23 protein-coding genes are annotated in these 26,013 nt (G+C 47.9%); 13 read left to right on the forward strand and 10 right to left on the reverse strand.

Going from position 1 to position 26,013, the window contains the following annotated elements:
- Positions 1-18 precede the first annotated feature (18 nt).
- From ccoS to EA392_09310, 7 genes are read left to right on the forward strand one after another with little or no spacing between them, the layout of a single operon-like run.
- Positions 19-210, forward strand: coding sequence for a cbb3-type cytochrome oxidase assembly protein CcoS (gene ccoS / locus EA392_09280; protein TVR38656.1), 192 nt, complete (start codon positions 19-21; stop codon positions 208-210).
- On the forward strand, positions 210-2,360 hold the full coding sequence (gene ccoN / locus EA392_09285) for a cytochrome-c oxidase, cbb3-type subunit I (protein ID TVR38657.1): 2,151 nt from the start codon (positions 210-212) through the stop codon (positions 2,358-2,360). Before ccoS ends, ccoN begins: the two co-directional genes overlap by 1 nt.
- Before the next feature lie 3 nt (positions 2,361-2,363).
- Complete coding sequence (locus EA392_09290) at positions 2,364-2,564, forward strand: CcoQ/FixQ family Cbb3-type cytochrome c oxidase assembly chaperone (protein ID TVR38658.1); 201 nt, start codon at positions 2,364-2,366, stop codon at positions 2,562-2,564.
- A complete protein-coding gene (locus tag EA392_09295; GenBank protein ID TVR38659.1) occupies positions 2,557-3,750 on the forward strand; it encodes a cytochrome C oxidase subunit III in 1,194 nt (397 codons plus the stop codon). Before EA392_09290 ends, EA392_09295 begins: the two co-directional genes overlap by 8 nt.
- 35 nt (positions 3,751-3,785) lie before the next feature.
- Positions 3,786-5,195: a cytochrome c oxidase accessory protein CcoG gene (gene ccoG / locus EA392_09300; protein TVR38660.1), complete on the forward strand. Its 1,410-nt coding sequence runs from the start codon at positions 3,786-3,788 to the stop codon at positions 5,193-5,195.
- Between the two features lie 11 nt (positions 5,196-5,206).
- Positions 5,207-5,644 carry a hypothetical protein gene (locus EA392_09305; protein TVR38661.1) on the forward strand — a complete coding sequence of 146 codons (438 nt, stop codon included), beginning with the start codon at positions 5,207-5,209 and terminating at the stop codon, positions 5,642-5,644.
- Positions 5,644-6,345, forward strand: coding sequence for a sulfite exporter TauE/SafE family protein (locus EA392_09310; GenBank protein ID TVR38662.1), 702 nt, complete (start codon positions 5,644-5,646; stop codon positions 6,343-6,345). Before EA392_09305 ends, EA392_09310 begins: the two co-directional genes overlap by 1 nt.
- A gap of 13 nt (positions 6,346-6,358) precedes the next feature.
- Here EA392_09310 and EA392_09315 read toward each other — a convergent pair whose 3' ends face one another.
- From EA392_09315 to EA392_09335, 5 genes are all read right to left on the reverse strand, one after another.
- Positions 6,359-7,099, reverse strand: coding sequence for a hypothetical protein (locus tag EA392_09315; GenBank protein TVR38663.1), 741 nt, complete (start codon positions 7,097-7,099; stop codon positions 6,359-6,361).
- Positions 7,100-7,113: 14 nt separating this feature from the next.
- The gene (locus tag EA392_09320) at positions 7,114-7,971 is read right to left on the reverse strand and encodes a universal stress protein (GenBank protein ID TVR38664.1); all 858 of its coding nucleotides are present in this window, start codon (positions 7,969-7,971) and stop codon (positions 7,114-7,116) included.
- A gap of 137 nt (positions 7,972-8,108) precedes the next feature.
- Positions 8,109-8,819, reverse strand: a complete 711-nt coding sequence (locus EA392_09325) for a Crp/Fnr family transcriptional regulator (GenBank protein TVR38665.1) — start codon at positions 8,817-8,819, stop codon at positions 8,109-8,111.
- Positions 8,820-8,910: 91 nt separating this feature from the next.
- Positions 8,911-9,216 carry a hypothetical protein gene (locus tag EA392_09330; GenBank protein ID TVR38666.1) on the reverse strand — a complete coding sequence of 102 codons (306 nt, stop codon included), beginning with the start codon at positions 9,214-9,216 and terminating at the stop codon, positions 8,911-8,913.
- 92 nt (positions 9,217-9,308) lie between these two features.
- Positions 9,309-9,596 carry a hypothetical protein gene (locus EA392_09335; protein TVR38667.1) on the reverse strand — a complete coding sequence of 96 codons (288 nt, stop codon included), beginning with the start codon at positions 9,594-9,596 and terminating at the stop codon, positions 9,309-9,311.
- 56 nt (positions 9,597-9,652) lie between these two features.
- Between EA392_09335 and EA392_09340 the strand changes: the two genes are divergently transcribed.
- Positions 9,653-10,279 carry an HD domain-containing protein gene (locus EA392_09340; GenBank protein TVR38668.1) on the forward strand — a complete coding sequence of 209 codons (627 nt, stop codon included), beginning with the start codon at positions 9,653-9,655 and terminating at the stop codon, positions 10,277-10,279.
- Here the strand turns inward: EA392_09340 and cls are convergent.
- Positions 10,276-11,682 (reverse strand): cardiolipin synthase, encoded by a 1,407-nt coding sequence (gene cls / locus EA392_09345; protein TVR38669.1) that lies wholly within the window; start codon positions 11,680-11,682, stop codon positions 10,276-10,278. The genes EA392_09340 and cls overlap by 4 nt on opposite strands.
- A gap of 173 nt (positions 11,683-11,855) precedes the next feature.
- Between cls and EA392_09350 the strand changes: the two genes are divergently transcribed.
- The 3 genes from EA392_09350 to EA392_09360 all read left to right on the forward strand — a co-directional run bounded on the left by EA392_09350 (position 11,856) and on the right by EA392_09360 (position 14,994).
- On the forward strand, positions 11,856-12,227 hold the full coding sequence (locus tag EA392_09350; GenBank protein ID TVR38722.1) for a phage holin family protein: 372 nt from the start codon (positions 11,856-11,858) through the stop codon (positions 12,225-12,227).
- 246 nt (positions 12,228-12,473) lie between these two features.
- A complete protein-coding gene (locus EA392_09355; GenBank protein TVR38670.1) occupies positions 12,474-14,555 on the forward strand; it encodes a hypothetical protein in 2,082 nt (693 codons plus the stop codon).
- Between the two features lie 43 nt (positions 14,556-14,598).
- The gene (locus EA392_09360) at positions 14,599-14,994 is read left to right on the forward strand and encodes a hypothetical protein (protein TVR38671.1); all 396 of its coding nucleotides are present in this window, start codon (positions 14,599-14,601) and stop codon (positions 14,992-14,994) included.
- Positions 14,995-15,134: 140 nt separating this feature from the next.
- On the opposite strand, the gene EA392_09365 is transcribed toward EA392_09360, so the two are convergent.
- The 4 genes from EA392_09365 to EA392_09380 form a co-directional block, all read right to left on the reverse strand.
- Positions 15,135-19,487, reverse strand: coding sequence for a T9SS C-terminal target domain-containing protein (locus EA392_09365; protein ID TVR38672.1), 4,353 nt, complete (start codon positions 19,485-19,487; stop codon positions 15,135-15,137).
- A 36-nt stretch (positions 19,488-19,523) separates the two neighbouring features.
- Positions 19,524-20,057, reverse strand: a complete 534-nt coding sequence (locus tag EA392_09370) for a hypothetical protein (GenBank protein TVR38673.1) — start codon at positions 20,055-20,057, stop codon at positions 19,524-19,526.
- 96 nt (positions 20,058-20,153) lie between these two features.
- Positions 20,154-21,176, reverse strand: a complete 1,023-nt coding sequence (locus EA392_09375; protein TVR38674.1) for a T9SS C-terminal target domain-containing protein — start codon at positions 21,174-21,176, stop codon at positions 20,154-20,156.
- Positions 21,177-21,253: 77 nt separating this feature from the next.
- A complete protein-coding gene (locus EA392_09380; protein ID TVR38675.1) occupies positions 21,254-21,529 on the reverse strand; it encodes a hypothetical protein in 276 nt (91 codons plus the stop codon).
- Positions 21,530-21,870: 341 nt separating this feature from the next.
- Here EA392_09380 and EA392_09385 point away from each other — a divergent pair, with 341 nt between their 5' ends.
- The gene (locus tag EA392_09385; protein TVR38676.1) at positions 21,871-24,948 is read left to right on the forward strand and encodes a PKD domain-containing protein; all 3,078 of its coding nucleotides are present in this window, start codon (positions 21,871-21,873) and stop codon (positions 24,946-24,948) included.
- Positions 24,949-24,954: 6 nt separating this feature from the next.
- A complete protein-coding gene (locus EA392_09390) occupies positions 24,955-26,013 on the forward strand; it encodes a type IX secretion system membrane protein PorP/SprF (GenBank protein ID TVR38677.1) in 1,059 nt (352 codons plus the stop codon).

Consider the following 26,013-nt stretch of genomic DNA (forward strand, 5'->3'; position numbering starts at 1 on the left):
TACCGTGATTAAAAGTATATGAGCGCCATTTTTCTCCTTATCGCAGCAAGTCTTCTCGTAGCAGTATTATTTCTGGGAGCCTTCCTGTGGGCTACCTCCACCGGGCAGTACGACGACGACTACGCAAACAGCGTTCGAATCCTTTTCGACGACGAGAAAAAAGTAGCGCCAAAAGACAAGCAAAAATCTACAGATTCAAAATCGCAATAATGGAACTACAGAAGTTTTCTTACGACAATGAGATTGTCAGGAAGTTTAGCATCGCAACCATGATTTGGGGAATTGCCGGTATGACCGTGGGCCTCATTGTGGCGCTGCAGTTTGTTTTCCCCCAGATTACGGCAAACCTCAGTTTCCTGTCGTTTGGTAGGATTCGCCCCTTGCACACCAATGCGGTGATCTTTGCCTTTGTGGGTAACGGTATTTATGCCGGGGTGTACTACTCATTGCAGCGCCTGTGCAAAGCGCGAATGTTCAGCGATGCGCTCAGTAACATCAACTTCTGGGGTTGGCAGCTCATCATTGTGAGTGCCCTGATTACCCTTCCCTTAGGTATTACCCAGGGAAAGGAATATGCTGAATTGGAGTGGCCCATTGACATAGCCATCGCGCTCATCTGGGTGGTGTTTGGTGTGAATATGTTCGGGACCATCCTCAAGCGTAGGGTGCGCCACCTCTACGTGGCTATCTGGTTCTACATTGCTACATTCATTACGGTAGCCATGCTTCACATTGTGAACAGCTTTGCGCTTCCCGTTGGACTTTTCAAAAGCTACTCCTGGTATGCAGGTGTGCAAGACGCACTTGTTCAGTGGTGGTACGGACACAACGCTGTAGCCTTCTTCCTTACCACGCCGTACCTCGGATTGATGTACTACTTCATCCCCAAGGCAGCCAACCGGCCTGTTTATTCTTACCGACTTTCAATCATTCACTTCTGGGCGCTGATTTTCCTCTACATCTGGGCGGGCCCTCACCACTTGCTCTACACAGCGCTACCCGATTGGGCGCAGTCGCTCGGGGTGGTTTTCTCCGTAATGCTCATCGCTCCGTCTTGGGGAGGTATGCTAAACGGTCTGCTAACATTGCGTGGTGCCTGGGACAGGGTGCGCGAAGAACCTGTACTCAAGTTCATGGTTGTGGCAGTAACGGCGTATGGTATGAGCACCTTTGAAGGGCCCATGATGTCGCTGAAAACAGTAAACGCCATTTCGCACTACACCGACTGGACCATAGCACACGTGCATATCGGCGGTCTTGGCTGGAATGGATTCCTCACCTTTGGTATGCTTTACTGGCTCATTCCGGTAATGTACCGCACCAAACTACACTCCATCAAACTTGCCAATATTCACTTCTGGATAGGAACACTCGGTATTTTGTTCTACGCTCTTCCGCTATACTGGGCCGGATTTACCCAAAGTTTGATGTGGAAAGAGTTTACGAGAGAAGGTATGTTGGCTTACCCCAACTTCCTTGAGACCGTTACCCAAATCATTCCGATGTATGCCTTGCGTGCCTTTGGAGGTTTACTTTACCTCACCGGTGCCATCGTTGGGGTTGTTAACCTCGTGAAAACAGCACGCGGAGGGAATTTCCTGAAGAATGAAGACGCTGAAGCACCTGCTCTTGAGAAAAACGTTGTAATCAAAGGTGAAGGCGTTCACCGATGGATTGAGCGCAAGCCCATTCAACTGCTTGTGCTGGCTCTGATTGCTGTGGCCATCGGAGGGGTGATTGAAATTGTACCTACATTCCTTGTGAAATCCAATGTGCCCACCATTAGCAGCGTACAGCCCTATACACCGCTCGAGCTTGAAGGACGCGACATATACATCCGCGAAGGTTGCTACAATTGCCATTCGCAGATGATTCGTCCTTTCCGCGATGAGGTGGCACGTTACGGCGAGTACTCCAAGGCGGGAGAGTTCGTTTATGACCACCCATTCCAATGGGGGTCCAAGCGCACCGGCCCGGACCTTCACCGAACAGGAACCGGAAACATCAATGCCAAACCCAACGCATGGCACTATCACCATATGTGGGATCCGCGATCTATGTCGCCAGGCTCAATCATGCCCCTGTACCCCTGGCTTATAACCGATGATCTGGACGTGTCGAAAACGCCCAATAAGATCCGGGCTATGCAAACCCTTGGTGTTCCTTATCCCGAAGGCTATGATGAAAAAGCAATGGATGACCTTTGGGCTCAGGCTCAGGAAATTGTTGACGATCTCGCCCAAAACGATATTGAAGTAGCTCCGAACAAAGAAATCATTGCCCTTATTGCCTATCTGCAACGACTGGGGACTGACATCCTTGTGCAAGATGCAGGAGATGAACTTACCGAAAACCGTTAAGCTATGCTCAAGTTTGTAAAAGGCCATATGGAAAGCATTGACGGTATCGCGCTATACCCCATCATTGCCTTCGTAATCTTCTTCACGTTTTTCGTGGGCTTGAGCCTCTACGTGATATTTCAGCGCCGCGAGCGCATGGATCAACTCAGTCAGATTCCTTTTGACGAATCAAATCAGGACGAAAAAAGCATGCATCATGAATAATTCAGCATTGAACAAAACACTTCTTATTGCGGCCTTGCTCGCGCTTGGCACACAGCCGGCTTTTGCTCAGGGTGGCGGCGGCATGGATCAGGATTTTCTCTACGGATTGCTTATCGGATTTGGTGTGCTTTTCCTGGTGATTATTTTGGTTTTAAATGGCGCCATCAGTGGTTTTGCTTCCAACAAAAAACTCTGGAAGCCCCGTAAAAAAGAAAAAGCAGCCGGTGTACTTGCCTTCATGCTGCTCGCGTCGTCCAAAACCTATGCGCTCAGCCCTGATGCATCAGTGGTTGGAATTTTCTCGCAGTTTAGTACAACGTTTTGGCTCCTACTGGTTTTTGACCTGTTCTTGGTGGTGATTATCATTGTTCAGTTGCGTGTTTTTGCCAAAATGGTGGAAACGCTCAAAGAAAAAGACAAACCTGAGGTTGAGGAGGAAGTTGTGGTTGTAGAACAGGAGTCACTGTGGATGAAGAAAATCATGGGGCTGCTTACCAAGTCAGTACCAGTAGAACGCGAGGCCGAGGTTCTTACTGACCATGAGTACGATGGCATCAAAGAACTCGATAACGTGTTGCCGCCCTGGTGGGTAGCGATGATGTATATCACCATCATCTTTGCAGTGGTTTACCTTGTGCATTATCACGTATTGGGAACGGGAGATTTGCAGTCTGCCGAATACTATAAATCGGTAGAGCAGGCCGAAGCTGAAATTGCCGCATACATGGCACTGGCCAAAGCCCAGGTGGATGAATCAAACGTAACGATTGTTGATGATGCCTCGCGTTTGGCGAACGGGCAGAAAATTTACAACGACAACTGTGTAGCCTGCCATGGTAAATATGGCGAAGGTGGTGTAGGGCCCAACATGGCTGATGAATACTGGATTCACGGAGGTTCCATCAACGACATCTTCGCTGTTATCAAGTACGGAGTCCCTGCAAAGGGAATGATTGCCTGGAGAACTCAGCTTTCGCCCACACAGATTCAGGACGTGGCTAGTTATCTACTCACTTTCCAGGGAACCAACCCTCCCAATGCCAAGGCTCCCGAGGGTGAGCTATATGTGCCTGAGGAAGTTGAGGATGACGCAGAGGGTGAAAACGGTGAGGCTGAAGATGCCATACCGGATGAACCCGATCAGGAAGAGACCAACGATTTAGCAGAAAGCGAAACTGAAGAATAAAAATAGAGCCGGCCCCGTAGGGCCGGTTTTTGCATATGGCAGAAGTACAGGATTTTTATCGCGATGAATCGTTCAGAGACAGCATCTCAACGGTTGATAAAGACGGAAAGCGGATTTGGATGTTTCCCAAAAAGCCCTTTGGTAAACTCACCAATTACCGTCAGTATGTGAGTTACCTGCTGCTCGTATTGCTTTTTGCAGGCCCCTGGCTCAGGATTGGAGGCGAGCCACTGCTGCTCATCAATGTGTTGGAACGCAAGTTTGTGATTTTCGGTCGAATTTTCTGGCCGCAGGATTTTTACCTCTTCGGGCTGGCCATGATTACCGGAGTGGTGTTCATCATTCTGTTTACGGTGGTCTATGGCCGGATTTTTTGCGGATGGATTTGTCCACAAACTATTTTCATGGAGCATGTTTTCAGACGTATAGAGTACTGGATTGAGGGAGATTGGAAACAGCAAAAGAAATTGGCCGATATGCCCTGGAACGGTGAGAAAATCTGGAAACGATTATTGAAGCACACCATCTTCTTCGGCATTTCATTCGCCATTTCCAATACCTTTTTGGCCTACATCATCGGTTCCGAAGAATTGCTCGCCATACAAATGGGCAATCCAATGAACCACCTTGTTGGCTTAGGCGCTTTGCTCATATTTACCGGTGCGTTTTACATCGTGTTTTCGCGTTTGCGCGAACAGGTTTGCACCAACATTTGTCCTTATGGCCGTTTGCAAGGTGTAATGCTCGACAAGCAGAGCATTGTGGTGGCCTATGACTACGTGCGCGGCGAACAGCGATCCAAATGGAGAAACAAGGAGGACAGGGGAGCCGTGGGGAAAGGCGATTGCATTGATTGCCATCAGTGTGTAGATGTTTGCCCCACAGGTATTGACATTCGTAACGGAACGCAACTCGAGTGCATCAACTGCACGGCCTGTATTGACGCGTGCAACCACGTTATGGAAAAAGTTGGGCTTGAACCCGATTTGATTCGATACGCCTCCGAAGCCGGCATTCAAAGTCGCGACATGGGTTTTAAGTGGTCGGTGAGAGCCATAGCATACACCGGTGTATTGGTTGTACTTATGGGATTTATGTCGTTCCTGCTGATTTCAAGATCTGATGTGTCGGCAACCGTATTGCGCACTCCGGGAATGCTTTTCCACAAGGAAGGGGATGGTCGCATTAGCAATCTCTACAACTATAAAATCATCAACAAAACCGGTCGCGACATGAACCTTGAGTTTCGCCTGATGGGCGAATCCGGTGAGGTTCGGATGGTGGGCTCTCGGTTGCAGATTGAGGGTCAGGGTAAGACTGAAGGCTCCATGTTTTTGGTTTTTGCCCGCGATGAGATTACCTCGAAAAAAATGAAATTGAAACTCGGTATCTACAGAGATGGTGAGCTGATAGCTACCACTTCCACTAATTTTGTAGGACCATAAAACGAGAGATCATGAATTGGGGATGGAAAATTGCCATTGGTTACACCGCTTTTGCACTGTTCATTTTGTATTTGGTGTACCGCACCACAGGAGTGGAGTTTGAGCTGGTTACTCCTGACTATTACGCTCAAGAACTCGCCTATCAGGGTGAAATTGACAAACGCAAAATGGCCCTTTCAAGTGGTTTGGATCTAGAGGTTCTGATTCAGGACGGGCAAGTTCTTGTGCAGTTCAACCAAACACCTGGCGAGAGCGAAGCAAGGGGTGATTTGATTTTTTTCCGACCTTCAGACTCAAGTCTCGACCGGAAATTTCAATGGGAAATGGACGAAAGCGGTGCCATGGTAATTGGCCATGATGCCTTTTCACGAGGGCAATACGTTTTCAAGGCAGATTGTGTTTTTGAGGGCAAATCATTCTTTATAGAGAAGCCAGTTTTTATTCCGTAATGGAGCCTGCGGTACTCACCGGGGCTTTTCTGGTCGGACTGGCAGGCAGCCTTCATTGCGTGGGTATGTGTGGTCCGTTGGCCATGGCTGTTCCCACGCGGGGCAACAGATTTTTCTCTTTGTTGTCTTACAACTCAGGTCGCATTGCTATGTATGCATTGCTGGGCGCCTTGTTTGGTGCTTTTGGAGCATCGGTGAATTTTCTTGAAAGCGGTCAGCGCGTATCATTGATGCTTGGTATCGCCATCATTGTATTGTTAGCTATTCCTTCGCTTATTCCCAACTGGCGCCTCACCAGCAGTTGGAACGCGGGCGCAGTGAAGCTTTACGGGCGTATGGCTCGTCCTGTTTTTGGTTATCGCGGACCGGGGTCTTCCTTACTCCTTGGTGCTTTGAATGGTATGCTGCCTTGTGGGTTGATATACATCGCGCTGGCCGGTGCTATAGCGTCGGGCTCGGCATATATGGGTGCGCTTGTGATGGCTGCGGTCGGACTCGGCACGTGGCCTGCCATGTGGATGATGATGTCGTTGAGAAGTTATGTGGGTCCCTGGTTTCAAAGGCACAGCAAAAAAGTAGTTCCGCTGGTGGCCATCGCCCTGGGCGCGGTGCTGATTTTACGCGGAATGAACCTTGATATACCCTATCTGAGTCCGCGAATCGAAAAGGTTGGAACGGCAGGGCAGGAGGTGTGTGACTAAGGCAAACTTGCTGTTATACAAAGAACCCAGGAGATTTCTCACCGTAAATCAGTTGGTTTGTGAGGGACGGTATGTGGTGCAGCGATTTTCCTAAAATATCCAGTGTTCCGGATACCAGAATCGTGTCTTTCTTGAAGTCAATCAGCTCTAAAATACGCTCTGGTGATTCTTCACCAACCTTAAAAACGCCTAGGTCTGCACAGTGCCCACGCAAATATTCAATGAGTAACTTTTCCTCTTGAAGATTAAATTGATCACTGTTGTGATTAAACTCAACCAGTGTTACCTCTGCTTTTTGGCAAGTGTCACTTAGAATCTGGCAGAATTGTTTGATACGTGGTACGCTCTCGCGACTACCATCGTGGGTAATAAGTACCCGTTGCACATTTTCTGTAGGGCCCGGTACCAATACGATGGGCGATGTGATGGCTGCTTCAGCTGAGTTGGGTGTAATGAGTTTTTCCAGAAGCTCAGGAACGAGAATGACAATATCTGCAAATTGTGCTTCTATCAATGCTTCCTCCATCGACATTCCGAATCCCGGTCTGAACACAAGTCGAGCAGAGCGGTTTTCGTATCGATTTGCCAGTGTGCTGATCGTTTCTTTTCGATGGTCGGCATCTTCGGTATGTTCTGGGATAAAAGTTGCAACGACCAGTCCTTCGTTGTCATTGAGTAACCGAAATGCAAAGTCAACACTGCACGCAGAGGAAGCGTCATCACTTAAAAGCGCTAATATTTTTTTGCTGCTCATTTTGACTTTCTGATTTAATAGGGGAAAATCACTCCTGTGGGGCTTTCAACTTCTTCCAACCGAATGCTGAGTACGGGTAAATCAAAGTGATTCACCACGCTTTCGGCAATGCTGCCATTAATCAGGTGCAGCAAGCCTGTACGGCCGTGGGTTGCAATCGCCACCATATCGGGCTCTGCTGAGTTGCAAAAGTTCAGGATTCCTTTCTCCACATTCTCATCGTTGTATATGTTGGGAACGTAGTTTTTAAAACCTACCCGCTCAGCGAACTCTTTCATGGTGCGCTCGCTGTACCAGGTAGCTTCAAAATTGCCTGGAGTATTGATTTTAAGGAAGTGTACCTCAGCATTAAACTGATGGGCCAGCTTCTTGATGGTGCCAAATACAGATTCAACTTCACGATAAAAATTGGATGCAAATATGATCTTTTTGGGGCTGAAAGTTTTTTCGTGCTTGCTTATCGTCAGCACAGGAATTTTGCTCAACCTCACGGCCTTTTCAGCATTGGAGCCGATAAACATTTCTTTGAAACCACTGGCGCCATGGGTTCCCATCACAACCAGATCGTGATCCTTGAATTCTTCATGGGCAATAGCCTCCCAGGCCGGCTTGTCCCACATCAGGCTTGAATTAACCTCCAAACCTTCCAGGCTTGGGTGCTTCTCTGCTTCGTGAAGTTTCTCCCAAAGGTCGGCTTTGATTTTTCGGTTCTGTTCATGGTCAACCGACATATCCACGAATCCGTATATAGGTCGCTCGTAAACGTGCAGCAGGCGAATTTCCGCATCTGTGTTACGGGCAATATCGGCTGCCGTGCGAATGGCCGCAGTTGCACAATCAGAGAAATCAGTAGGTACGAGTATGCTTTTCATTGGAAAAAAAAATCTTGGGACGCTACAAAGTAGATACAAAAAAAGGAGCCATGTTATGACTCCTGTCAGCTGTTTTGCTGATTTAAATCACTTTTTGAGCAAATTGCCCAATCAGAATCGCGCACAATTGGTTTGGGCTAAACGATGCCCCCAACCTCTGCAAGTTGTTTGGGCTCAAGAATTTTTATTCTTCGGCCTTCAGTAGCTACCAGCTTTTCTTCTTTAAAGTCATGAAGTAAACGAATAAGCGTTTCGGTTGCTGTTCCAACAATGTTTGCGAGATCCTCGCGCGTAAGATTGATAATTACTTTGCCATTGTCCATGGCATCCACACCATAGGTGTCGTTCAGCATGACCAGCGTAAGTGCAAGTCGCTCCCGAACAGACTTTTGAGCCAGATTGGTCATGTGTTCGGTCATGACTCCCATTTCATGACAAACCTTTTTGAGCAGCCTCTGGTAGAGATCGGGTGAGTCCTCTAATATGGTTAAGAAGTTGGTTTTCGGAATAAAACAGATATTCGAGTCCTCAAGGGTTTCGGCGCTCACAGGGTACAGTTCATCACTTAGCATTGCTTTGTAACCCAGAATATCACCGCCTTTGAGGATGTTGATAATTTGCTCCTTTCCGTCTCCGCCCAATCGAAAAACCTTCACTTTACCTTTGTTGATACAAAATATGCCCATGGGGCGTGTACCCTCGTGAAAGAGCATTTGACCTTTTTTATAGGAGCTCGACGACTTTTTTTCGTCAAGTTGGGAAATTTTCTGGGAGCACATCCCTGCGAAGACAGAGTCTTTATGCGCATCACAAACTTCGCAGTGAAGGTCGAGCTTACTTCTCTTCATTTTTTATCTGGCATCGTGGTGTTCAAATATACGCAGAAACCACCAACTGTTCTCAGGCGAGTACAAAGTTTAATGGTAACAAAAATGAATTTTAGCTTGTGGTAGCGTCTTTTAGGGCCTCCTGCACGGTGTCAGCGAGATGGTCCAACACACCGTTTACCTCAATGACCGGCATGTCAGGCCGCTGCTCTTTGGAAAACTGTTTAATGATGGCCTTGGTTTCCAGTTTTAACTCACTACCAACAAGTACTGCATCGTAGTGCTGGTCTTTGATTTTTTTCAAGGCCTCCTCATCAGATGAACAGCCTGTTACCTGGTACTTTTTCAGTTTGAGAGCCCGTTCTATTTGCGTTAACGCGCTGTCCTGACGGCCTATTGCCAAAATTTTAATCGCCATATTCTCGCAGATTGGTTAGGACTAAGGTAACAATTGGTTAATATGCGCCAACTCCATTTGGTGTTAAATTTTTTCGAACCGGTTGTAATCCTTTAAAGGAGATTGACTTCTAAGATGCTGTCAACCGGTATCGCAACACCGCGCTTGAGTACAACGTGCTCATCGTCCAATTCCCAAATGGTGGTATGAACCATCTTTAAACCGCTGTCGGAGTCAAAAACCAACTTGACTTTGTGCTTTTGGGCGTTGCCCAGGATCAGTGCAATGGATAGTTGACGTCGGATTTCAAGGGGATTTTGAACCTCTGGTTCAGTGTGACGAAACGTGAGCTGAGGGATGGCTTCCTTTTCTATCAGCTCAATGGTGGTAGTCTTTTCCATGTCGCCTGGTATTTGAGTAAGTTGAAGGTACAGAAATTTCTCTACTTTCGTGCTCCATGAATGAAGAAATGTCGGCAGATCTGTTATTGCTGTTATGCGATGTGAGTGTTTATGTGTCAGATTTGTTTGAAAATCAAAAATTTGATAATATTCTCTTTCACAATGCAGGGCATGCCCGGTTTGTGGAGGGTGAAGTGATCAAGCTTGGCCACATCGAAGGAGTGGAGCAAACACAGTTGTTATTAATCAGGTTGGCGGCGTGGTTGCACGATGTTGGCTACTTGAAAAATCCTGCCAATCACGAGGAGGCTGGGGCAGATATGGCAAGCGAAATACTTAGTGGAAGTCTCGCCGGTGATCAGCTTACTGAAGTTCGGCGCCTCATTCTCTCAACACGTCCACATTTCAAGCCGGAAGATGTACCAGCCATGATTCTGAGGGACGCCGATTCAGCCTACGCCTCAACATCGCAATTTTTTCAGGAGAGCGAAAACCTGCGGCGCGAATGGGAAAGGTTGGATCTTCGCCACTTTTCTGACGAAGAATGGCTTGAGCAAAACCTGCGCTACCTCGAAAACATCCGATGGAATACCCGGGCCGCTGAGCAATTGTATTCTGGAGGTCTGCGCGAGAATATTGCAAAGCTAAAAAGGCAAATCAACCCGGCTTCAGGTGTTCTTTAGAGAAGTGGTGCGAAAATACGCGCCAGTGATTCTGAGAACCGTTTCCTCAGCCGACGTTTGTTCCATCTGGTGAGATCGAGTTGCCGGCAGTGAGCAAGATCATTTTCAAAATCCTTGGCAAGGCGCTCCGAAGTTTCCACATCGTAGATAAATGCGTTGATTTCAAAATTCAAATCAAAGCTGCGGTAATCCATGTTCGCCGTTCCGATGCAGCACATGGCCCCGTCTATTACCAGGGTTTTGGCGTGTAGCATTCCCAATTGATAGAGAAATACCTCAGCTCCCGCCTCGAGCATGGGTCTGATGTAACTGTAAGTGGCTGCCTGCGCAATTCTTGAATCTCCTTTCGCGGGTATCATGATTTTTACCTGCACACCGCTCAGCGCAGCGCCCTCAATGGCACGCAATACTTCCTCATTCGGAATGAAATACGGTGTTTGAATCAACACATAATGGCGTGCGTTAGAGATGGCCATAAAAATGCCTTTCATGATATTTGACCACGGTGTGTCGGGCCCACTCTCTACGATTTGAACCAGATGATTCCCTGAGATTTCGCTTTGGGGAAAGTAAACTGCGTCTCCAAGCAATTCCTCACCGCTTACAAATCTCCATGTGAGCATAAACTGCAATTGCAACGACCACACGGCCTCACCCTTGATGCGGGCGTGGGTATCCCTCCAAAAGCCTTCTTGCTTGCCTGTATTGGTATAGCGGTCGGCCAGATTCATGCCGCCCACAAACCCAATGTTGCCGTCCACCACAATGATTTTTCGATGGTTACGATAGTTGATTTTACTTGTGAGCGCAGGAAAACGCACCGGCATGAATGGGTACACGCGCACGCGGTTTTGTGTCAATTCACGGATGGTTCGCTTCGATAACCGGCTTCCCACGGCGTCGTATGAAAGCCGAACCTCAACACCCTCGCGGGCTTTATTGATAAGAAGTTGAATGATGGTGTGGCCGATGTCGTCTTCCTCAAGGATATACATATCAATATGTATGTGATGCCGGGCGTTTTTCATGGCTTCGAGAAATGCAGGAAAAGCCTCGTTGCCGTTGGTCAGTACATCCACCTCATTTTGTTTTGTGAGCACAGCACTGCTGGTGTTCATCATCATTTTTGATATGCGCAACAGCGGGTGTAAGTCAAAAAGACCTTGTTCACCCAAACGCTTCAATTCTCGCAAATTTTGTTGCTCCCATTGGGTTACGAGCATGTTATCACGAACAAGTTTCCTCGAGAAAATGCGCTTTTTTCTGTAGTTCTGGCCAAAAACCAGGTAGATAATCACTCCGATTACCGGAAGAAAAATAAGTGTGAGCAGATAGGCAATGGTAGAGGAGGGATTGCGGTTTTCCATCAGAATGTAAAGCCCCAAGGCTATCATAACCAGCATATATCCTCCATATGCAAGGCTTACAAGATCACTCCATGATATGCTCCCGAAATCTGACACAGTTTGATGCTCAACGCAGCGAATTTACCCAATATTTGAAGTCGTAGCTTTGAAGAGATGCCGCTTGATTGCTGATAAAGCTTAACTTCGTGCTGAATCAATCAAACTATCTTATGGCTTTTCTTATCCGTTGGATTGTAAGCAGCGTCATGGTTTTTCTGCTTGCCTACCTTTTGCCCGGTGTTGAAGTGAAAGACTTTATAGACGCACTGGTTGTGGCACTGGTACTGTCGTTACTCAACGTATTTGTCCGTCCGGTATTGATTTTTCTGACCATTCCGGCAACCATTGTCACGCTGGGCTTGTTCCTATTTGTCATCAACGCGGCCATGATCTGGCTTACACATCTCATAGTGGATGGATTTACCGTGGCCAATTTCTGGTGGGCCTTGCTGTTCAGCGTGCTGCTTTCCATTTTGAATTCACTGGTAATGGGTGACAACCAAAACCCAAATCGCAGGAGAAACTCCTCATCCAACCAATAAAAAACCGGGCCGTGAAGAACTCACAGCCCGGTTCCGTCGTTGTTCGCTCAGACCTATGCTTGGGTCGTTTTGCTCGTTTCATAGCGACGGTTGTGCGGTAAATCACCAACCAAAAACCACACACAGTCATCTAAACGAAATCATCTGGTGAATGTTACATTCTTGTTCAAATTTTTTGTTCCCCACTTAATATTCGTTGCTAAGCCTGATATTGCAGGTTTTCCTGAACCCCATTGAAATGTACCTGTGATTTCTTATCCTGACAATACGCTCAACCGACTGGAGTTCGAAGAAGTTCTGCGTCAAATCGCATCCATGTGCGGTGGTGCCGCCTCGCGAGAGGAAGCCCTGGCCATTCGCCCCTCTGCTGATTTTAACGAGGTGAATACCGCGCTCAAGAGGGCTGATGAGTTTCATGCAATTCGATTCAATGCGCTGGCCTTTCCGGAGTTTCACTACCTGGAAGTACAGAAAGAACTTGCTACGCTGAAAATAGCCGGAGCAGTGTTGGAAGGTCGTCAGTTTCTTTTGCTGGCAGAGGTGTCATTGATGGTTTCCGGGCTCATCCGTGGGGTGCGCAAGCTTGAAGATAGCGACGGCCTGAAAGAGATGGTGAACGACATTGAACCCGATGAAACGGTGGTTCACCTGGTGGGGCAAATTCTCAATGAGCACGGACGAGTGAAGTCATCGGCATCGCGTGAGTTGGCCAATATTCGGAGGCAAATTGACGAGTTGCGCAAAAAGGCCAATAAGCATTTTGAAACGCTAGTCAGACGTTACCGTAAACTGGGCTGGCTGCGCGAATACACGGAATCTGTGTACCACGACCGCCGTGTACTTGCTGTGGTAGCCGAGTATAAGCACAAGTTGGAGGGGATTATTCACGGAAGTTCGGAATCGGGCAATACCGCTTTTGTAGAACCGTCGGAATTGGTGGGGGTAAACAATGAACTGGCAGGCGCCCTGCAGAAAGAGAAAGAAGAGGAGCGCCGAATTTTAAAACAGCTCACACGCGAAGTCGCGCAGCACCGACCAACTTTGCTTAAGTTTTTCAATCTGCTTACGCACTTTGATTTGCTTGAGGCCAAGGCCAGGTGGTTTCGGGCCAATGACTGTGTTCGGCCAAAGTTGAACCGAGATTGCTCACGTCTCAGGCTCATTTCGGCGGTGCACCCTGTTCTTCAACAGAAAAACAAATCGCTCAAGCTGCAAACCGTACCGCTCGATTTGGAATTGCTACCCGAACAGACCATGCTGGTTATCAGTGGACCCAATGCGGGCGGTAAATCGGTGTCGCTCAAAACCACCGGACTTCTTCAATTGATGACCCAAAGTGGTCTGCTTATTCCGGCCGATGAAAACTCCGAATTGCCGGTGTTTGCTCAGTTGCTGGTGGATATTGGTGATGATCAGTCTATTGAGCAACAGTTGAGCACCTACAGTTCGAGGCTGAAAAAACTCAAACATTTTTTACGTGTGGCCGACTCGCGAACCCTTATTCTACTCGATGAATTTGGCACGGGAAGCGACCCGGAACTAGGCGGTGCCATCGCGGAGTCAATCCTTATTCACCTCATGGAGTTTAAGCCGTGGGGTATTATCACCACGCACTTTGGTAATATAAAGGTAGCTGCACAGCAAATACCCGGTTTGCGAAACGCTTCCATGTTGTTTAACGAAGAGACACTTGATCCAACCTACCGCCTTAAGATGGATACGCCTGGTAGCTCTTACACATTTGAAGTGGCTCAGAAAATAGGGCTCGATAAAAAGGTATTGAACCTTGCTCGCAAGAAGATAGACAAAGGTCGGGTGCGTTTAGACAAGCTTCTGGTGGATATGCAGGAAAATTTCCGGCAACTGGAACACGAGCGAAGCGCGGTACAGGCTGAGCGAGATATTCTCCGGAAAGAGCTGGAAAGGCTGGACAACGAATGGGAGTCAATCAGAAGCTTCAAGGCATCGAGGCAGAAAGAGGAATTCGCGCGCTTGTTAGAAGCGGGCCGCAAATATGAAGAACTGCTTGAAAAGTGGAATCGCGGTGCAACCCGAAAGGAATTGCTGGAGCAAATTGTTCAGGCCGGTCAAAAACGAAAGCAAAAAGAGGTAAGAGCTGCAGCCAAAAACGATGGGGGCGGGAAAAAACCCCGAAAAAAGAAAGCCACCAAAAAACCCATTGAAGTGGGCGATAGGGTAAAACTTCCGGGCGGCAAGTCAACGGGAACCGTTGCCGCTATTGCCGATGGTAAGGCTATGGTAGAGTTCGGAAATATGCGTTTACAGGTAAAAACCGACACACTAGTGCTTGCCATGAAAAAAAAGTAGACGTCAGAAACCCACATCCTCCTATATTTGCAAAAAATGCCGAATGATGAAGGAATTGAACCCAAAAGCAGGGAAGGTTTACGAAACAATCGTTAAGACAATAGACCAGCAGGGCGCTGGCTCCGAAACTGTGAGCGAGTTGCTGATGGAATTGCGTAAATTTTTCATCGAGAGCGAAGACCCTACCGTTACAAAGGTGCTACGGTTGACATCAGAGCACATAGCTGAAAACGGAAGTTTTGAACTCAACATTCTCTCTGATGTGGAGGTGGTTGAAGAAGAGGAAGAGAAAGAAGAGAATGAAAATACCGGCGCATTGCTCGAAGAGTACAGCCCTGAAGATAATCTCAAGTACTTGTTGACCCTGTGTATGGACGCCAATAACAAGTACAACCGCGAGGAGCTTTTTGAAATTCGCGACCAGTTGATGGATTGGTAGTCCGTCGGACTAGAAATGATAGTCGAGCCGCCCCAAAATAATGGGGCGGTTTTTTTGTGCAGAATGATTGGCGTGCATGATACCCTCACAAAAAAAGCCACCCCGACGGGTGGCTCTTCTCTAAGATATGCTCTTTAAGCTTAGCGGTTAATCACGATTTTCTGGGTTTTTACCTCGTCGTTAATCGAGACATTCACCAGGTATACTCCGGCGGTATATTCGCTTGAGCCGACATTGATCATGGTTCGTTCAGCAAAGGACTGGTTGGTGTAGAGCGTTTGGCCAAGGATGTTCATGATGCGAATATCCATTTGCTGACCATTGAAAGAATGCTCAATCACAACCTCACGTCCGTCGTACCAGATGCTGATGTTGTCGGGTGTTTCAATCACTTCAACATTGGCCGCAATGTCGGTAACTTCGATGCTCTTGGTTACTACATCGTAGCAGTCTCCAAAGAAGGCGTACATAATCACCTCATGCGTTCCGGGCAATGTGAAAGTGTGCGTGATGTTTTCGGTATAGTACTCATCATCACCAATGAACCACTCAAACCATTCGGCATTTAGCGAGGTGTTGGTGAAGTTAACCTCACCACCCATTGTGAGCGAAATACTCTCGGGGCCTTCAAAGTTTGCAACTGGCGCGCTTTCGTCAAAAAGATGAACAATCTCTTCAATTACTCCGCAAGTGTTTCCTGCCTGAATGGTGTACCAACCACTTTCCAGGTTTACAAAGCTGTAGGTACCTTCTTCGTTGGTCACTTCATCGAGGAGCTCTTCATTCTGGTAGATGGCCAGCGACCATGTGCCCTGTCCGCCGCTGGCAAGAACAGCAACCTGTCCATTCGCTCCTGAATTGCAGTTGGCAGCTTCCAATATGGTAGAGGCAGAAAGTGGCATAGGTTCGTTGATGTAAAACTCTTCAGAGCGCGTACCACATACTTCGTCCGATCCGCTTACCTCCAGGGTGTACAATCCTGCTGCAAGGTTGTTAAGGGTATCAGCCTCCATCAAATTCTCAGAAACCTTTACCACTTGTCCGGCCTCGTTGAGCCACGTGTAGGTCCAGGGACCCTCGCCGGCTCCAAGTGCGGTAATCATTCCGTCGTTGGCATCCGCACAAGAGTTATCCGTCTTGTCGGCGCTTACAGGCGCACTTACGTGGATTACAAAACGCGCGTCATGGTAACCGGTATCCAGGGCAACGGTCAGGTTGGCGCCTTCCTCAATAAGCATTACATCGCCGGTTTCAAGGTCTTCCACATATAAGCAGGCACTTGATGGCAGGTTTTGAATGTCAGACACACTCAACAAGTAATTTCCGTTAACCCCAGCGAGGGCTTTCAACGGAATGCTGATTCCACCGGTTTCAGGCATGGGCAATGCGTTGATGGCCACATCAAAGTCTTCTTCACCGTTGTTCGCCAGCATGGCCAGGCTGGGGACCTCTTCATTGGGACTGAAAAACTTCATGGCATCGTGGGTGCCTTCGTAGCCAATGGTTGCATCGTCATTGAAAACCAGCACCGTTTCGTCCATAAAGCCATTGCCGTCAATTTGAAGACGAACCAGTGATACAGCTTCCACATTTTGCTTAATCCAATCTGCGTTGTTGTTGCTGCTTTTGGCCGACTCACGGAAGGTGAGCGCGGCGTTGATGTCCAGTGTGTGCACCCAGAATGATTGCGAGTGCGCAATTTCATTGGTTACACCGTGCGTACTTACACTGCTGATGTATGTACCGTATTGCTGAATGTTGGCATCCCATATCCATATCCCGTTTTCAATGTCCACTTTGGTGAGGTTGGGGCTGTCCCAATCTACCGTTGAGGCATAGACATTAGAGAGCAGGTTCCAGCCGTCGTGGAAATCACCAAGGCTTTCGGTATAATCAAGATCATAACTGAAATCACCGGTAATCAATTCTCCGGTGAGGTTCACGGTTTCGGGCAGCTCAGAGCCGCCAATATACATCCAGTATCCGCGGCCATCGGGAATCACATTACTTGTATTGGTTGGCGACATCCACCCGATTTCACGATCGCCTGGAAGGGTTTCATCGTAGTACTTCAGGCTGACAAAACGATTGGCAGGTGTCGGCCAATCCGGGAAGTCAGCCCCGGGAAATCCTGTGGTTGTAAAATGCTCGTTCCATCCCTGGAGGGTTGCTCCGGATACCGAAGACCCCATGTTTCTCCAGCCTGTGGGGCCGTTTTGAATGTAGCGCTCTACGGTAAAGTCTCCCGTAATGTTAGAACTTGCACCTACAGGCCCAACGGATGCCGTTTGGCTGGCGGTTGATTTCAAGGTAAATGGATTACCATCGGTATCAAGATTACCTTTGGTTACAGTGAGTGTTCCCAACAAATCAGTGGCGCCGTCCATAGTTACTGTGCCACCCAATTTATCAAGCGAAAGATCGTAAAAGGTGTTGTTGCCGGAGGCTGTCACATTGCTCACACCCACCATGCGAACGTTTCCGTCGCCGGCTTCAAAGCTTCCATTGTTGCTCCAGTCACCAGTCATTTTTAATGTGTATCCATCGGTTCCCATGTCCAGAGAAGCGCCGCTCTCAATGGTAAGCCCTCCGAGGTCTACGTTGGCGGTAAGATCGAGATCATGACCACTTTGAATCACAAAGTCGTTGTACAGGTTAAAAACGGCAGGTCCGGCTGTACCGCCAGGAACCACATCCCATATATCATCGCCGAAATCACCGCTTTGTTGCGAGTAAAACGTGTTTTGACAGGTAGTCTGGGTTACGCTGAAATCATCCATCCACAACTCTCCGGCACGGGTTGATGTAAACTGAAAAGCAAGCCCCATATAGTTTGCCGAAGTGTAGGTGTCGTCGAAAGCGCTACCTGCAGTAACGAGGTCATCAAAACCTCCGTCCTCATCGTAGCGCAATACCCAATTACCCGCTTCGTCGCGCACCACTTCAACACCTACGGTTTTACCTTCATTCCAATTCAGTGTTGAAACAACCAAAGGCACCTCTCCGGTGGGTGGAATTCTGTAAAGCGCAAGAAAACGACTGAATGGTGCCGGCCCAATATTTTCGATTCCGACAGCATAGCCTGTGGTTTGGTTGGTCGGAAAAATCGTTTCTTCCGATGACACGAGGTAAACCCAGGGGCGGTTGTTTCCTGAAAATTCCCAATCGCCGTTTTGCAATTGGAAACGCCACGTGGTGACCATTCCAGACAATTCAAGATCATTGGTAGGGAGGCTGATATAGCTAGTGCTTTGAACATCTGAAAGGTTATGCTTGAGTGAGTAGGTTCCGGAGATGGCATTTACCGTGCTGGTTGCCCAGTGGCCATCTGTGCCCTGTGTCCAGTTGTTGAGGTTATTGGATTCGAAATCGTCCTCGTAGAAGAGATTCGCGATTTTGTCGTTGTCGATGATTTGTAGCGAAAAATTGGAGGGTGAACTAATTATGGTGCTGTTCCCACCAGTGGGGTTCATCAATTGAAAGGCAATGAACTCATCGTCCTTGCACAGGGCATCATCTACAATGGTAAGTGTTACCGTTTGATCTGCTGAGCTACCTGCAGGGAATACCACGGTCTGGCTGTTAAAGCCGTTTACCGCACTGTCGTCACCGGTCATTAGCACTACATCAACCTCGGTATCAACCGTGGCAGAGGGATTTTCAATGCTTACCACAATATCGTAGGTGCCATCACCTTCGCTGGTAACTCCGGAGGGTGAGGCAAAAGAAACAGCTGTGCTAAGGGTAGTAAGTGTTCCGTCGATTTCCAGACCTACACCGTTAAAACGGCTCATCCAGTAGGTTCCACTTCCAGCGCTGGCCTCCCAGGCATACCAACGTATATAAATTTGTTCGCCCTCAGGTACATCAATATCCAGGCCTGTAATGGATTGAGGTATTCCACTGCTGCCAGATGCAATTGTGCCGCTTTGAATCATTGTGCTGTTGGCAAAAACTCCATCCAGGCTCCAATACACCGCAAAGTTCGGTGGGCCAGTAGCAGACCTTCTGTTATTGTATCGTATTTCGGTGATGTTCATCTCAAAACCTGGGTCGGGGGTAAGAACCACTTCAAAGTAGGCGGTAGAATCAAGATTTGCGCCTACGGGCCATTGATCAGCTCGAAAACCATTGGAGCCAGGGTTCGTCCCGGGAGTCGGAATGTTGACTCCTACTGCAGTAATATTCCCTGCAGTTAGGTTGGGGTCAACGGAAGTAGCCGCCACGGTCGCATCCAGGCTGTATTCAGCTATGGTCTGCGCTTTACCGTTGCTAGCCATCAGTAGGGTAGAAGCTACAAGAAGGGTAAAAATTTTATTCATGATGAAAGATGTTTCAGGTTGGTATGGCGGCGATTTGGATATTAGACAATTTGCCCTCAAATATAAGGGTATTGGTACAAAATACAGTACAGCTTTCTTGGAGATTATAAACAAGACTTGTTTGCTCCTCAACAATCGTTTATACGGAGTTATTGCAGAAGTGTTGCACATTTCATGGATATGATGTGCCAATAACGGATGAAGGGTTTATTTCCTCTTGGGGACAGTGATTTGTTGCGTGTGCGTGGCAGTGTTGCCGCAAACATCAGAGGCTGTCCAGGTACGAGTGATGATTACATTATCCGGATCAGAGAAATTGTACTGTTCGTCAAAGCTGATATCTGCACCCTGGCCACCATCGTCAAAGGCTCCAACAAACAGTGCCCGCGGAATTTCTTCTCTGCTGGCAACAAGCGTATCAACGGGGGCATTTTGGAAAACAGGAGGGGTGTCGTCAACCAAAGTGATGTACTGGCTTTCGGTAAGTTTGTTACCACAGGCATCGCTGAATTCATATGTGCGCTCAATAGCACCAGCACATCCTCCGGAAAAGTGTTTGTCGGTGAAATCGACCTGCAACTTGCCGGGGCAATTGCTGTGTGCTTCATATAGCACAGCGTCTTCCAAATCGGCTACGTTTACACGAACCTGTTTTTCAAAATGAGAGAGGGTGATGCCATTGGTCTGAGCCTGAGCATAGAAGGTAAAAAGCGAACAAAAAGACAGAATAACGAACTTCATAGGACACATGAATTGGATATCTAAAGGTAACACTTTTCTGACCAATACAAGATGACCTATGCGCAAGCTTTTTCCACAGCGAGGTGCAACAATTGTTTATAGCACCATAATACGTTGAGAAAGGGTTTCTTTGTTGGTCTGAAAATGAATGAGGTACAAACCTGCTCTCAGATTGCCCAGGTCCAGTTGCGTGGAGAAGTTAGAGTGAATGCTAAGGTTTTCCGGAAGCGCATAAATATGTTGACCCAACATATCACTGATCCAAAGCTTGCCATTTGTTACTTCAGAGCTGCGGATATTGACAGAGACCAACTGCCTTGCCGGGTTGGGAAACACGCCAAGCGAGATGTTGCCGGTTTGTGTTTCTACATGCGTTACCTGCTGCGGAATGGTGTAGAACATCTCTGCGCCTTCGTTGCTTCCGGGGCATGCATCACTGCTCCAGGAGCGTTGGTAGAGGAGGGGGCCGCGCTGTTCGGGACTCATCCAGATGTGCTCCAATACGGTGTAGTGGCGCTCCATGTCCAGATTGGCGTTGTAGCGGGTAGTAAGCGTGGTTCTTCGAATTTTGAGAACGTTTTCATAGGTTCCATTAGGCAAAATCAGCGTGCCATAGCCTACGCCCTCGCATTCTACCAATTGGTCAAGAGCCCAGTCTCTACACATGCTGAAGAGTGTGCCTGAAGATTCGTCAGAAGAAATGCTTCCGAATTCAAAAGGGTACTCAAACCAGGTAGCACCGTTGTGCATTTGAATCACTTCATTGTCCCCTCCCTGACCGAGGGAAACTAAACCGGCCTCCTGATTGCTCCAGTAACGAACCGAGCCGTTTGGAAGCGCCATGGCTACATTGGCCATTCCGAAGAAGGGAAAATCACTGATGTCGCCTGGGTGAATGATGCTGCCGCCCCAAATTTCGGAGTTGCCCAGCGTATGCAGATCTGTAAAATCCCAGATTTGGTTGGCGCCATCCGGGCCGTCGTGCATATTTTCGGTAGCGACGTCGTATGCCAGAACCCAATCGCCTGGCTCGTAAAAGCAGTTGTGTTGAAGAATAGGTTGTGCGTTGACCGTCAGTGAGATGAATAGCACTTGTGATAGAAAGTAAAGTTGTTTCACGGGGTTGCGCTTAGAGTTGCAGCGCAAAGGTAAGCCCGATTGAGTGCAATGTCAAGATTGTCGGTGTGAAATAGTTGTTAGTCGCTGTTTATTTCTGTTTCGTCGGGTTTCTCGTTAAAGTCCTTAAAGTTGCCGAGAAAGTGAGCGATCTGCGCTTTGTAATTCTCGAACTTGATCAGGTAGGAGCTTTCGGCTGTTTCATGGCGTAGCACGTGAATGGTGTTGTTGCGATGATCGGTCATACAAACCAAATGTTCCTGAAAACCATCAGGATACTTTTTCTTAAGTTCGTTGCGCACTGTTTCAGGCAAGCGTTCGAAGCTCACCATAACTCTTCGTTTTCCCGTTTTCATAGCTTTCCATTGCTTTGGTTGTGCAAAAGGCTTAAATACGTTTTTGAGATGCGATGGGTTGCAATTACACCAGCACAACTCGCTGCGTTTTGGATGGTCGCGGGATGGGTTGAGTGTTGAATAGGTCAGGTAGGCAGTATGTTGCGCTAATTTTCGTAGTGCTTGCGCTGCATACAGCAAAGAGCTTAAATTTGCCGTGAGAGTGGTTGTTCACGAATAGCCTATGAACCAAACATTAAAGTGAATTCACTGCACAAAAATTTTAGCGGTATCTCCGAATTCCGTAAATTGGCCACTTTGAAAATTGTTGAAAAAACGTTAATAAACCTTCTACTGCCTGAATGGCAGTGTTTTGTAAGCCTGCAATAATGTTGAGAACTTCGGTATTTCTGATGTGTGTGTTTTGTGCTTTGAGCTCGAATGCCCAGGTGTTTTGGTCGGAAGATTTTGGCAATATACCCGGGTGTAACAGCCAAACAGCAGACGGTTTTAATTCTGGCCTTGGACAATGGACAGTTGTTCAGGTGGACCCCGGTGCAAACTCTGTTCAACCAAACGTATGGTATGTGAGTGCGACAGAGGCTGGGATGGGGGAAGGGAATTGTGGCGAGGGCTGTCTTGACACGCCGGGCCTGAGCAATGCATCATTGCATGTAAGCACCGACCTGCTCGGAGATTTAGGGGCAGCCTATTTCGAGACGGGGTTTGGCTTTACGGATACTGACATCCGGGCTCAATCACCCATTATTGACTGCTCCGGTCAGGCAGAGATTACCATGAGTTTTTTGTACATGGCAGGTGGTAACAATGATGACTTTTGTTCGATTCAATATTTCGATGGTATGACATGGAGCGATTTGGGGACATTGCCTCAAACTGCTCTTACTTGTGCTCCTCAGGGAATCTGGACTGCTTTTTCTGTGGCTTTACCGGCCAGTGCCGATAACAACCCCAATGTGCGCATCGGTTTCAGGTGGATTAACGTGGACGACGGCATTGCCACAGACCCAAGTGTAGCCATAGACGACATTGAACTCTTTACCGGTGCGCCTCCACCACCGCCTGACATTTTCGCTGATTTCACGTCAAGTGAAACTATTGTATGTGCCGGTGATTGTGTTGAGTTCACCGATTTGAGCGATGGGCCCGTAACAGGTTGGACATGGACCTTTGAAGGAGGAACGCCGGGGTCATCAAATCAGCAGAGTCCAGCCGATGTTTGCTACGATAACCCCGGAACCTATGCCGTTACGCTCGAAGTGACCGGACCTGGTGGTGCTAACGATGTTCTTACCATACCGGGTTTTATAGAGGTAGAGGCATGCGGTTTGCCTCCACAGGCATCATTTACAGCTAGCTCTACCGATATTTGTGCCGGAGAATGTGTTGATTTTACTGACACCAGTCTTGGCGATGATATAACATCTTGGACGTGGGGGTTTACCGGAGCCAATCCGAATAACTCCAATCAACAAAACCCCACTAACGTATGTTACGACACGCCAGGAACCTACGCGGTAAGCTTGAGCGTTTCAAGTGCTTTTGGAGATGATTCAACCACTGAGAACGCCTTTATTACGGTAAGCGATTGCTCAGATCCACCGGAAGCTGCCTTTTCCTCCAATGTCCAGAATATTTGTGCAGGAGATTGTGTGAACTTCACAGATCAGAGTACGGGTAACATTACGGATTGGCAGTGGACTTTTACCGGCGCGGAAACCGCAAATTCCACCAACCAGAACCCCAACAACATCTGCTACAATACCCCCGGCTCATACAGCGTGACTCTGGTGGTAACCGGCCCTGATGGAAATGATCAGACAACGGTGAACAATTTTATAGTGGTTGATGACTGCTCAGCCCCCCCTACAGCTGCTTTTTCCTCCAATGTGCAGAATATCTGCATTGGTGATTGCGTAAACTTCAATGACCAAAGCACCGGATCGGTGAACACATGGCAGTGGACATTCGACGGTGCTGATACCCAAAACTCAAACAATCAAAATCCCGGAAATATCTGCTACAGCAATGAGGGTACATTTGCGGTAACCCTGCTGGTTACTGGTGATGATGGCGACGATGAAGTGACGGTGAACGGATACATCACCGTAGCAGACTGCGCTGGTCCGCAAGCTGGTTTTACTGCATCTGAGCTGGTGATCTGTGAAGGCGACTGTATTGATTTCATCAACCAAAGTATTGGTGGTGCCACAGATTTTGAGTGGTCTTTTCCGGGGGCTGATACGCCTTCGTCAACCGATGCCAATCCAACGGAAATATGCTACCAAAGTGCAGGTCAGTATGAGGTTACCCTCGAAGCCTCTGACGGAGTTGAAACAGACATTTTGACCCAACCTGCGTTCATTACTGTAGAAGAATGCCTTCCTGAACCTGCACCTCCAGTGCAGATTGGCTCGTCAACTACGCTTATTTGTTTGGGTGACTGTGTTTCTTTTACCGACCTGACAGAAGGAAACACCAGCAATTGGTCGTGGAGTTTTCCGGGTGCAGTTCCCTCTTTCTCAACGGTACAAAATCCACCACAGGTATGCTATCTGAACGAAGGCAGTTTTGATGTAACCCTTGAACTCACCGTTGACGGAGAGATCACGGATTCAACCTTCAGCAATTTTATCACGGTGGTTGATACCTGCGGCCCTATTGCCAATTTCAACTACACGCCTATTGTGTGTTTGGGGCAGTGTTATGATTTTGAAAACACCAGTACAGGTGGTACGAGCTATTTCTGGACCTTCGAGGGAGCAGCAACTCCCACATCGGAGATGGAAAACCCCACTGATATCTGTTACCTCGACCAAACAGGAATTTACAATGTAACCCTTACCGTAACCAATCAATTTGGGTCTTCTACATCTATTACCCAGCAAATCACAGTGGTGAATCCGCCAAACGTGAATGCCGGACCCGATCAAACCATTGTTCAGGGCACCAGCACCACACTCACGGCCGTAGCCGGAAACGGAACCGGAAACTTTGTTTGGCAACCCTTTGAAGACGTGCTTTGCTTCTCTTGTCCAAGTACGGTTACCTATCCTTTAAATGAAACCACGACATTTATCGTGTTTTACGAGCAGTCTGGTGGGTGTCAAAGCTCCGATACCGTTACCGTGTTTGTAGAAGAGTCCTACGTAGTTGGCGTACCGAACTCTTTTTCGCCGAATGGCGATGGAGTGAACGACGTACTCTTCGTGAGAGGCAACAACATTACCCGTATGCGATTTGTGGTTTACAATCGCTATGGTCAAAAAGTATTTGAAACCAACGACCAAAGTGTGGGTTGGGATGGTACCATGGGAGGCCGGGAATTGAATGCAGGTGTTTTTGGTTACTATTTAGAAGTGTTTCAGTTAGATGGAAATCAACAAATCATAAAGGGAGATATTACCCTGGTAAGATAACCGCGTATGAAGAAAAAACTACTCTTCGCATGTACAGTAGCAGGAATGATGGGGTGGGCGGATGTAACTGCGCAGCAGGATGTCCATTTCTCTCAGTTCTATTATTCGCCTGTGCATTGGAATCCAGCTGCGGCCGGAGCAACCCGTGGCGACATGCGCGCGGTGGCAACCTACCGTAATCAGTGGGCTTCGGTGTCCACCCCTTTTGTAACGTCGGCAGCTTCATTTGATGCCCCGATACAAACCCGTAACATGGGAGACAATTTCCTGGGAATTGGTTTGAATTTTAATCATGATCAGGCCGGTACACAAGGAATGAGCAACCTAAACATCAATGGGGCTCTGAGCTACAGTCTCGATTTGGGTAGTCGTTACAAGAAGCCCCACTACATCTCTTTCGGATTGAATTTCGGATTTCTGCAGCGAAGCTTCAACACACCTGAGTCAACATGGGATCGTCAGTGGGCAGGAAACGGTTTTGACCCCACCATTAACAATGGTGAGGGTATGCGGGGCGGAAAACTCGCTCGAGGTAATGTGACCGTAGGGGCAGGCGCACTGTGGAACTACACGTTTGATGATGACAAGCGGTTTTACCTGGGAGCAGCCATGTTTCATGTTAACCGACCCAACATGAGTTTGATTGAGGACTTTGACAACCTCTATCATAAGTTTACATACATGGCTGGTTTTGAGCTTGGGCACCCTGACAGGATGACCACCTTTCGCCCCAATATTATGGCGATGATGATGGGCCCTAACTTCTTTATGAACTTTGGGGGAGATGTGACCTTCGATTTGACAGATCGTACTGCCTACACGAACTACAAGAATCATCTTGCTGCGGGCTTTGGTATATACCACCGCCTTATGGACGCCATGATTTTTGCGATAAACATTGAGTACTCAAATTTTCGCATTGGCTTTGCATACGACCTGAACATATCGGGCTTTGATGTTGCAACCGGTGGAAACGGTGCTTTTGAAATTCTCCTTATGTACGAACCCCGATTTGGAGGCCCTGACACACAACGTCAGAAACTGCGCCGCAACAAGGGACTTTAA

Source organism: Cryomorphaceae bacterium (assembly GCA_007695365.1).
In the GTDB taxonomy this organism is placed as follows: Bacteria; Bacteroidota; Bacteroidia; order Flavobacteriales_D; family SKUL01; genus SKUL01.